4 protein-coding genes are annotated in these 7,588 nt (G+C 53.2%); 2 read left to right on the top strand and 2 right to left on the bottom strand.

The window, feature by feature from the left end:
- Positions 1-550: 550 nt before the first annotated feature.
- Positions 551-1,567 (bottom strand): NADPH-dependent aldehyde reductase Ahr, encoded by a 1,017-nt coding sequence (gene ahr / locus WH277_RS03225; protein ID WP_133844318.1) that lies wholly within the window; start codon positions 1,565-1,567, stop codon positions 551-553.
- Positions 1,568-2,031: 464 nt separating this feature from the next.
- Here ahr and WH277_RS03220 point away from each other — a divergent pair, with 464 nt between their 5' ends.
- Positions 2,032-5,055 carry an autotransporter family protein gene (locus WH277_RS03220; RefSeq protein WP_339504325.1) on the top strand — a complete coding sequence of 1,008 codons (3,024 nt, stop codon included), beginning with the start codon at positions 2,032-2,034 and terminating at the stop codon, positions 5,053-5,055.
- A 71-nt stretch (positions 5,056-5,126) separates the two neighbouring features.
- On the opposite strand, the gene proP is transcribed toward WH277_RS03220, so the two are convergent.
- Positions 5,127-6,632 (bottom strand): glycine betaine/L-proline transporter ProP, encoded by a 1,506-nt coding sequence (gene proP, locus WH277_RS03215; RefSeq protein ID WP_159337789.1) that lies wholly within the window; start codon positions 6,630-6,632, stop codon positions 5,127-5,129.
- Between the two features lie 429 nt (positions 6,633-7,061).
- Between proP and WH277_RS03210 the strand changes: the two genes are divergently transcribed.
- Positions 7,062-7,586, top strand: coding sequence for a hypothetical protein (locus WH277_RS03210; RefSeq protein WP_133844312.1), 525 nt, complete (start codon positions 7,062-7,064; stop codon positions 7,584-7,586).
- Positions 7,587-7,588 lie beyond the last annotated feature (2 nt).

The raw sequence follows: 7,588 nt of genomic DNA, 5'->3' as shown, positions 1-7,588 counted from the left end.
CCTGGAATGGATGATGCCGGGGATCTCGCAGGGGCATGCTGGCCCCTGGAATGGATGATGCCGGGGATCTCGCAGGGGCATGCTGGCCCCTGGAATGGATGATGCCGGGGATCTCGCAGGGGCATGCTGGCCCCTGGAATGGATGATGCCGGGGATCTCGCAGGGGCATGCTGGCCCCTGGAATGGATGATGCCGGGGATCTCGCAGGGGCATGCTGGCCCCTGGAATGGATGATGCCGGGGATCTCGCAGGGGCATGCTGGCCCCTGGAATGGATGATGCCGGGGATCTCGCAGGGGCATGCTGGCCCCTGGAATGGATGATGCCGGGGATCTCGCAGGGGCATGCTGGCCCCTGGAATGGATGATGCCGGGGATCTCGCAGGGGCATGCTGGCCCCTGGAATGGATGATGCCGGGGATCTCGCAGGGGCATGCTGGCCCCTGGAATGGATGATGCCGGGGATCTCGCAGGGGCATGCTGGCCCCTGGAATGGATGATGCCGGGGATCTCGTAGGGGCGGGGCATGCCCCGCCCGTTACGATCAACGGCTTAAAAATCCGCTTTCAATACCACGCGGAAATTGGCTTTTCCGGCGCGCACATGGTCCAGCGCATCGTTAATTTTCGACATCGGGAAATACTCGACGTGCGGCGCGATATCGCGACGTGACGCCAGCTTCAGCAGCGAACGCAGCTGGCCCGGCGATCCGGTAGACGAACCGGTCACTGCTTTGTCGCCCATGATCAAATCAAATGCGCCCACCTGGAACGGCTTCATCACGGCACCCACGGTGTGGAATTTGCCTTTCGGTGCCAGGGCATCGAAGTACGGTTTCCAGTCAAGGTCAACGGCAACGGTGCTGAGGATCAGGTCGAAACGGCCCGCCTGTGACTTCAACGCTTCCGGGTCACGGCTGTTGATCACTTCATCGGCACCCAGATCCAGGATGGACTGCTTTTTATCCGGTGTGGAGCTGAATGCGACCACTTCAGCGCCCATCGCCCGCAGAATCTTAATCGCGATATGGCCAAGACCGCCAATGCCGATGACGCCGACGCGGCTGGTGGCGGTAATGTTGCTCATCAGCAGTGGTTTAAACACGGTGATCCCCCCACACAGCAGTGGGCCTGCGGTCGCCGCATCCAGGCTTTCTGGTAATGGGATCACCCACTGCCAGTCTGCACGCAGCTTCTCGGCGAAACCGCCGTTATTCAGAATTGTCGGGATGGTTCCCTGTTCGCAGTTCACCTGCTCACCGTTAATGCAGGCATCGCAGTGCTGACAGCTTTTCGCCGTCCAGCCAATGCCCACGCGCTGACCCACAGACAGTCCTTTGTTTTTTGCCGCATCCCCGAGCGCGGAGACACGTCCGATCACTTCATGACCGCCGATAGTCGGGTACTGAGAGATGCCCCATTCGTTATCGATCATCGACAAATCGGAATGGCAGACGCCACAGTATTCCACCTCGACTTCCACTTCCTCTGCACTCAGCGCGCCTGCGTCGAACTCATACAGCTCCAGAGCCTGTCCTGCTTTCATTGCTGCGTAGCTTTTAATTTTCACTTAATACCTCAGATTCAGTTTACGGTCAGGGCGAAGTGTAGCGCTATGAGGGCAGAAAGTTGGATTTTTGCCGCACAAACTGCCCATCTGCGCCGATGAATGGGGATAATTTAGCCATTCCCCCCTGATTGAAGGGTGAAAAGTGTACGCCAGTTTTGCCGCAAAAAGTGCGATATCCCTCTTACATGGTTCACTGTAATTCACTATTACCTTAGAGAAATCCTAATTCTGAAAAAATATCTTTCAGATAATCTGAGTGGCTACAGCCTGTTTTTATTTTATTGTTTTTTATTTTTATTAGTGAGGCTTAATCGTTTTTTTTCATTTTTTATTTCGAAGAATAAAGTACTTTCCTATTGTTAATTTATGAGTTAAACCCAATGGGGAATATGATGTTGTGACGTTTAAATGGACTGTTTTGTATTTATTGATGAGTTAAGTAATAAAGGGATTTTATGCGAAAAATGAATAAGCGATTTACCTGCAATATCGTGACGCTACTATTGTTTCCTCTGAGTGCTGCGGCAACATCACCATGGGAAGTTAACGATGGTCAGAAACTTCAGGTCAGTCAGGGAAATATGACCACGGGCAATAATCAGCCTGCGCTATCTGCCAGTGGTGAAAACAGCCACCTGGTGACGGACCCGAACCTCAACTTTATCACTTCCGGCTCTGGCTCTTACGGTGTACGGGTCGTTCAGGGGGCGCAGGCTGACATCAATAAAGCCTCCATATCTACCCAGGGAAGCTATGGCAACGGTGCCAATGTTGTTCAGGGTACGCTCAACATGGATGGAACCAATATTCATGTTACCGGGATAAATGCTTATGGTATTTCGGCCACCGGAAATTCAACGCTGAATCTCAGTAATACCCATATTACACTGGGGAACAGAATGAATGAGGGCATCGATATTGCGGGCGGAACGCTTAATGGTAATGGCCTGATATTAACGGCAAATAGCCCCACCATGTTGAATATGATAGAAATCTCTCAACAGACTCAGGCAACGCTAAAAGATTCCCAAATTATTCTCAATGGCCTGAGCTCCAGTTTTGGTATTCATGTTAATAACGCAACGCTGAATGCATCCGGTCTGATTATTAATGCGAGTAATCTGGGCCAGGGGATTCTGGTAGAAAAGAGCAACCAGGCCGGTTCTGCATTGACCCTGAATGACAGCAGTATCAGCACGACGGGGAGAACGGCCACCGCGATATCGACGCTAGGACAAAGTGTTCTCAATAACGTGAATATCAACACCACCGGTGATTTTGCCCATGGTGTGAGCCTGGAATATGCCGGTTCGGCGCAGGTTAATGGAGGTCATATCGAGACATCGGGTTCTGATGCTTACGGCATCTGGACAACAACCAAAGATTCCTTGCTGCAGGTGAAGGATACGGTGTTCAGCATTTCAGGTGAGAACGGTATAGCGGTGGCAGCACAGGGCGGTAAAGCATCACTCGACAATATTCAGGCCACGATCACCGGTGAGAGAGGTCGCGGTATTGTCACGGAAAGTCAGTTGGATGCAAAAAATATCAATGTGCTCACAACGGGGAACAACAGTACCGGTGTGCAGTCCAGCGGCGCAAAAGGTGATATGACGATAAGCAACTCATCGATTACCGCCACCGGAACGGGGGGTTCGGGGATGGCCGCAGCGCTCGGTGCGAAAATCAACGCCGACGGTATCAACATGACCATGAAAGGCGAAAAGAACATTGGGCTATGGTTGAGAAAGGGAACGCTCAACGTGGCGAACAGTACTATCGTCACGGCGGATGGCCCCGGATTATATACAGATGGTAACGCCCTCAGCGAGGCTGCCCTCGACAATACTCAGCTAGAGAGTGGCGGCTTCAGTGCGTTTCAAATACTGGGCAGTGCGCTGAATCTGAATCTGAGCAACGGGACGGTCGCCACCGGAGGCAATGGCAATGTGCTTGAGGCTCTGACCCTGAAAGACGCTCAGGGTGCAGATGCCCGCAACAGCCAGGTGAATCTGATGGCAGATAACGCCACCCTGAATGGCAACGTGATATCAGATTCTGTGCGTAATCAGGTCAACCTCAATCTGCAAAACGGTTCGACTCTGACCGGCATGATGAAAAATGTCAGCAGTACCCTACTGGATTCGACCAGCACCTGGAATATGACCGGGGATTCCGATCTGAATACGCTCCAGCTGGATGGCAAGGTTCTGTTTGATGGTCAGGATTTCCATACGCTGACCGTGAACAATAACCTGAGCGGCAGCGGCTATATTGGTATTCATACCCGGCTGGATGGCGACGATTCACCGAGCGATCGATTGAATGTGAAGGGCGATGCCACAGGCCATTTTACGGTAGATATCACCAATCAGGGGGGGAAAGGGGCTGAGACACACATGGGTATTCCGGTCATTAACGTGGCGGGGGAAACGAAAGATGTCACCTTTACACAATCACAACCCTTACTGGCCGGGAACTATGAGTACTTCCTCAACCCGGTCAACAGCCATGAATGGTACTTACAGTCCAGCTATAAGCCCGTGGTCGACCCCAATGCACCGGCTCCCGAGGCACCCTATCGTCCAGAGACCAGTGGTTACCTGATTGGGCCTTATCTCAATGCGGCTTATGCTTACACGGCGGCCGGAACCTACCATCAGCGTCTTGGTGCCCGTCAGGAGGGCGAGGCCGCCTGGGGCCGCATCTATGGGCGGCATGATATCTACGGAGCAGGCCAGTTTGGGTATGACAGCACCACCGCCTTTATGCAGCTGGGGGGGGATCTGTGGCGGGGGAGTGTAACGCCTGACATTCAGGCGCGTTCAGGCGTGATGGTGACCCTCGGTGATATCCACAGCAGTGCACGTGACTATGCTCGTAGCCAGCGTAGTGGCTTGTCGGTCAATACCGGTAAAATTAATACCACGGCATACAGCCTTGGGGGGTATTTCACGGCTGATAATGAGGAGGGGGCGTATCTGGATACCGTGGGTCAGGTCACCTGGTATCGTAACCACTACAAAAGTATCAACAACACCGGGCAAGGCAGCTACAGTACTCTGCTGTCGGCTGAAACGGGCGTTCCTTTTACCGTCAGCGGCGAGTTTAAGCTGGAACCTCAGCTGCAACTGATGGGGCAGTATCTGCACAATGGTGAAATCCGTGCGGGTGGTGCCAAAGTCGATCGCAGCCATGACGTCATGGGGCAGGCGCGTGGTGGGGTGAGGCTGTTTTATGATGCGCAGGATGTCCAGCCCTGGGTGCAGGTTGATACGGTGCAGCGGATGGGGAAAATTCCCAGTATCGCGATGAATCAGGAGAGTCTCTCACCGGATATTCACTCCGGCTGGTGGCAGCTGGGGACGGGGATTCGCGGTCAGGTTAATCCGGCTCTCAGCCTGTACGCCGATGTGACCTACCAGCACAGCTATGGGCAGGGTGTGGAAGGCTACGGCGGGAATATAGGGATGAAATACCAGTTCTGAGTGCGTCAGGCTTGCCCGATAAAAAAGGGCCGACCGGACAGGCCGGTCAGCCCTCATCATCAGAATCAGAACTACTCGTTAATACGCGGATGCTGATCAATCAGGCGGGAGCGTTTGGCTTCCAGCTCGCTAATCTGCTCACTAATATCTTCGATTTTCTGCTCAATGTTATCGTGATGCTCCTGCAGGATCTCTTTCGCTTCAGCCATATCTGAAGCGGCAGGGGTGGCGCCACGCAGCGGCATATTGGCGGTTTCCTTCATCATAATCCCGGTCACCAGGCCAATCACTGCCACGACCATCAGGTAGTAAGCTGGCATGTAAAGATTATTGGTGGTTTCTACCAGCCAGGCCACGGCGGTTGGCGTCAGACCCGCTACCAGTACGGAGATGTTAAAGGCACTGGCCAGCGCACTGTAACGGATATGGGTCGGGAACATGGCCGGCAGGGAAGAGGCCATCACGCCAGTGAAGCTGTTCAGGATCACCGCGAGGATCAGCAGGCCGGCAAAAATCAGCCCCATCACGCCGCTGTTAATCAGCATAAAGCACGGCACCGCCATCACCAGCAGCGCGATGCTACCAATAATCACAAACGGACGACGGCCAAACTTGTCGCTCATCAGGCCCATAACGGGCTGCACAAACAGCATACCCAGCATAATGGCGATGATAATCATCACGCCATGATCCTCCGAGTAGTGCAGGTTATGCGACAGGTAGCTCGGCATGTAAGTCAGCAGCATGTAGTACGTGACGTTGGTAGCAATCACCAGGCCAATACAGGCCAGCAGGCTTTTCCAGTGCTTAGTGGCGATCTCTTTGAACGAGACTTTCGGGCCATCGGCCAGGCCTTCACGGTCGCCCTGTTCCAGCTTATCTACGTGCTGCTGGAACGCTGGCGTCTCTTCCAGCGCGTGGCGCAGGTAAAGCCCGATGATGCCTAACGGCAGAGCAACAAAGAACGGAATACGCCAGCCCCACTCAAGGAAGTTTGCTTCGCCGATAATGGCTGAAATCAGCACCACCAGTCCCGCACCCAGAACGAACCCGGCGATAGAACCGAAGTCCAGCCAGCTACCCATAAAGCCGCGCTTACGGTCAGGAGAGTACTCAGCAACGAAGATCGATGCGCCGGTATACTCACCCCCGACCGAGAAGCCCTGTGCCATTTTACACAGCAGCAGCAGGATCGGCGCCCAGATACCAATTGAGGCATAGGAGGGAATTAAGCCGATACAGAAGGTACTGATCGACATAATGATGATGGTGATAGACAGGATTTTCTGGCGTCCGTACTTATCCCCCAGAGCGCCAAAGAACAAGCCACCTAATGGACGGATTAAGAAAGGAACGGAGAAGGTTGCTAAAGCGGCAATCATTTGTGTGCCGGGATCGGCGCCTGGGAAGAAAACTTGCCCCAGTGCATAGGCAACAAAGCCATAAACACCGAAATCGAACCACTCCATGGCATTGCCTAATGAGGCGGCGGTGATCGCCTTGCGTAATCTGGTATCGTCAATGATGGTAACGTCTTTTAACCCAATCGGCTTGACACGCTTCCTACGTAGCTTCATATAGAGCACCCTGTAATTTTCTGTTTTTCCTGGATAAATATCTCGCCGCTGTGGTCAGACCCGTGGTGTGATTGACCGCTCACGGGAGAAAACCAACTGCAAAATGCGCCATCGTCAGGCATTGGTATGAGCCAATACGGTACGGCAGCGCACTCTGCCAGCTATACAGTATATAGGCTCTTCGCAAGCTGACATAATTTCAGTAAGAAACCTCTTATCTGAGATGGCAAAAATCGGCGTTTCCACAGCGGTTCATTCTGCGAATTAGCACTGTGCTGGAGAATTAAATGTGAGGTGTCAGTCATCTGTAGATTAATAAGTTAATCTTATCATTGGCTTGGTGGGAATAATCTTAAAAAATTCCTCTTTCTGCTCTTGATCGGCTGTCATCTATCAGTAATACTCGTCGCCGCCTTTTAGGGGGACGATGTGAGTCAGACCAAAAACAATAATTTCCAAAACCACTGGCTGATTATGTTGGACAGTGTTGAAGAAAATCTAAAGTATTATTGCCGTACTCACGTCTTATCCGATGGCGTTGCCAGCGTGAACGGTGGCAAAACAGCGCAGACTAATGAGTGGCTTCACTGCGCCTCAAGCGTGGAAAATGTGCTGCAAACGTTGTCGCTGAACAGTGAAAATCTGGGTGAACAGGTCAAGGCACTGCGGGGAGAAGGGCTGGTATCCGGCCGGGCGTATCGTCTGATCCTGCGTTTCCAGTCATTAAGCGCGTTACTGGCTGAACGGACGGCCTCGGTGCAGGCCCGCGAACGGCATGCGGAATACCGCCAGCTGGCTGACCAGATTATGCCAACGCTGGCGCGCATTAATAAACGTGTGGCTGCCCGCCGCCAGATGCTGGATGCCTGCGGCGAGGGGGGGCAATTCGTGGCGTGCCCGGCGGACGATACCATAGACGTCGCGCTGCGCGCTGCGCAAAAGCGTCGTATTTAATC

The organism is Erwinia sp. MYb416 (assembly GCF_037479575.1).
Classification (GTDB): Bacteria; Pseudomonadota; Gammaproteobacteria; order Enterobacterales; family Enterobacteriaceae; genus Erwinia; species Erwinia rhapontici.
The sequence above is the reverse complement of the archived record's forward strand: the minus strand, read 5'-3'. Positions and strand labels throughout refer to the sequence as shown.